This is a genomic window from Candidatus Avoscillospira sp. LCP25S3_F1, assembly GCF_052117125.1.
Lineage (GTDB): Bacteria > Bacillota > Clostridia > Oscillospirales > Oscillospiraceae > Avoscillospira_A.
Genome location: NZ_JBQKJT010000051.1, coordinates 1 through 2,928, shown reverse-complemented (window position 1 = coordinate 2,928; position 2,928 = coordinate 1). Strand labels below are relative to the sequence as shown.

Here is a 2,928-nt window from a genome sequence, read left to right as displayed (position 1 = left end):
GAATGCAGTGGTTCTGATGACCTATCCAAAGGATGCCTTTCACAAACCACAGGCATTGCGAGCATTTCTATGCGCAGATACTTCTTTGAGCACGGTGGAAATCCTGACCTAATCAGGTAAGCGGCCGTATTGGCAAAACGGAGCATTTCCTCCCGATTTTCAATGGACAGACCTTCTATTCCGTGTTCCAGAATGTAGTTTAGTACGCTGGCACAAAATGTGTCTCCAGCCCCGGTCGTTTCCAAAACGCCGCCCAGTTTACAAGAAGGTACAAACACCGGAGCATCTTCTCCATAAAAAGAATAGCTTCCATCTGCTCCTGCTGTGACATTCAACACTTGAATATTGGGATACTGCCGGTGTAAACTGGCGGCGCCCCGGTAGAAATCTTCTTCCCCGGTCATAAACAGGAGCTCATTATCCGCGATCTTCAAAATATCGCATTGGGACAATCCCCAGGCCACGGCGCTTCTGGCGTCCTCCATATCTGCCCATAGCGGCGGGCGGATGTTGGGATCAAAGGAAATCCACGCGCCGCCCTGCTTTGCCGTCTCTACCGCTTTTACCGTCGCTCTGCGGACGCCCGGATGCGTCATGGAGAGGGTTCCAAAATGAAATATTTTTGCCTTTTGAATCGCTTCCAGCGGCAGTTCTTCCTCGGCCAGCATCATGTCCGCACCGGGTTTCCGATAGAACGAGAAATCCCGGTCTCCGCCTTCGAGCGTTTGGACAAAGGCCAATGTGGTGGGAACCTGATCGTCCATCAGCAGGTGGTCGGCATTGATTCCCGCCTCCACAATGACCCTGCGCAGCAAATTTCCGAACATATCATTTCCCACTTTGCCCACAAAGGCACAGGATTTTCCCAGCTTCCGCAGCATGGCAAGCACATTGCACGGTGCGCCGCCCGGACAGGCTTCAAACAGGCTGTTTCCCTGGGCGCTGGTTCCATGTTCCGTGAAATCAATCAACAGCTCTCCCAGCGCCACCACGTCAAATTGTGTTTCCACTGGTCAATCCACCTCCAAATCATACTGTTCCATATCCACCCGGGCCGTTCCCTTACAGGTAAAAACAATGTCCTTGGCCTCCAGGGGCGTGTAGAAGATGCTGGTAGCCGCCTGCTCCCCGTCATTGACAAAGATCTCCAGACTATACCGGTCCAGGATCAGCCGCAGCTTCAGCCGGCCGTGATCCTCCCGCACCGGGAATTCCCGGACATTCACAATATCCCAGGGCAGTCCGCTTTGGGTGCGATCGATGCGAATGACATTGTCATCCGGGATAAAACGGATGGAAGTCTGATGGTCCTCATCCCGGGCCACATCAATCTGGAACCAATTGAACAGAGAACCTCCCTCTTCCGGACGGACAGTCACGGTCAAGTCGAGAAAACGGCCCCGGACGCCTTCCAAGACAGTTTCACCGGTTATCATGGCGTTCTGATGAGAGACCTTTCTGCACCGGCAGTTCTCCAGCTCCCGCACCGGGTTCTGACACAGTCTTCCGTTGCGGATGGTCAGCTCTCTGGGAATGGTCATCTGGCCCGTAAAGCGCTGGCCGGACGGAACATGGCCGGAAGTTTCCCAGTTTTGCATCCAACCAATCATGATCCGGCGTCCATCCAAAGCCTCCAGTGTCTGCGGCGCGTAAAAGTCCAGACCGTAGTCAATGGACTGCATGCGCTCCTGGCAGAGCTGATGGGACTCCCGATCGTAGGTACCCATGACGCACAGGTTGGAGTTGCCGGGGTGGAATTCCGGCAGCACGGCCATCATGTCCTGAGGGCTGACCAACAGGACATGCTCCTCGCCCAACTGGAAGAAGTTGGGGCATTCCCACATGTTGCTGCGGGGATGCTGGCAGGTGGCCAACTTGCTGACGAACTCCCAATGGACTGCGTCCTCGCTCTGGAACAGCAGAACCGTGCTGCTGCCGGCGTTGAGGCGGTTGCCCACCGCCACATAGTACCGTCCATCTTCCCGCCAGATCTGGGGATCGCGGAAGTCGGTGGTGTTGCCGCCCTCCGGGATCACATCGGTGCCGATCACCGGATTGCCGGCGTATTTCTCGTAGTTGACACCGTCTCCGATGGCAATACATTGGGTCTGGAAAGTCTGATTCTCCCCGTTTTCTCCGATGACGGTGCGCACGCCGGTGTACATCAGCAGGTGCCGCCCATCCGGCATTTCCACCGCGCCGCCGGAGAAACAGCCGTCCTTATCGTACGCTTCGTCCGGCGCCATGGCAGCAGGCAGTCGCTCCCAGTGGATAAAGTCCCTGGTTTTCACATGGCCCCAGTGCATGGGACCCCATTTTGTCTCATAGGGGTGATATTGATAAAACAGGTGGTACTCTCCCTGAAAGGGGGCAAAACCGTTGGGGTCGTTGATCCAGCCCACCCCACCGGTCACATGAAATTTCGGCAGTTGTTCCGCCACAAGGGGAAAATTTGTCTTCTCATAGTCCCGGGCGCGCTGTAAGGTTTCACTAATCATCATTTTTTCTCCTTTTTATACACATGAAAGGCAGGGCATTCCACCTCCAGCATCAGCAATGCATATTGACGTTTAAACGCCCGTGCCTTCTCCAATCTCTCACACACAGCAATATCCTTCTATTGTCTTGTTTCTTGCGTTTTTTTATCGCCACTTTCTTTTTCCAGGTCTTCCGGCTGCATATGCAGCCGAAAGACCTTCTCAATGGTCATGCTTCCCAGCCAGCACACCGGCGCTGGCAGAAATAGCAGTAAGCCCGGTATACTCAGACCTATCACCGCGCCGCCCAAAATGGGGAGAAATACCCACAGCACTCGAATTGGAAATGTCAAGAAATGTGCAGTCTGGAAACACCCAAAATCTGAAAAGCATGGTAATACAGCGCAGTTTTCCGAAGTGGAGCGTAGCGGAACGCAGGAAAACTGCGGCA

The 2,928-nt window shown here is 54.3% G+C and carries 3 protein-coding genes; all 3 read right to left on the bottom strand.

Translation table 11 applies throughout. The annotated features are described in order from the left end of the window. Positions 1-1,010 (bottom strand): carbohydrate kinase family protein (locus ACTQ33_RS17000; RefSeq protein WP_441465674.1); only part of this gene is annotated, 1,010 nt, incomplete at its 3' end. A gap of 3 nt (positions 1,011-1,013) precedes the next feature. Then, positions 1,014-2,501 carry a glycoside hydrolase family 32 protein gene (locus ACTQ33_RS16995; protein WP_441465673.1) on the bottom strand — a complete coding sequence of 496 codons (1,488 nt, stop codon included), beginning with the start codon at positions 2,499-2,501 and terminating at the stop codon, positions 1,014-1,016. A 116-nt stretch (positions 2,502-2,617) separates the two neighbouring features. Beyond that, positions 2,618-2,928, bottom strand: a 311-nt coding sequence (locus ACTQ33_RS16990; protein ID WP_441465672.1) for a hypothetical protein, incomplete at its 5' end; no start/stop codon positions are given.

What these genes read in the sequence shown, in the direction of transcription:
- ACTQ33_RS16995 (WP_441465673.1), bottom strand. Translation starts at nt 2,501, where the DNA reads ATGATGATTAGTGAAACCTTACAGCGCGCCCGGGACTATGAGAAGACA.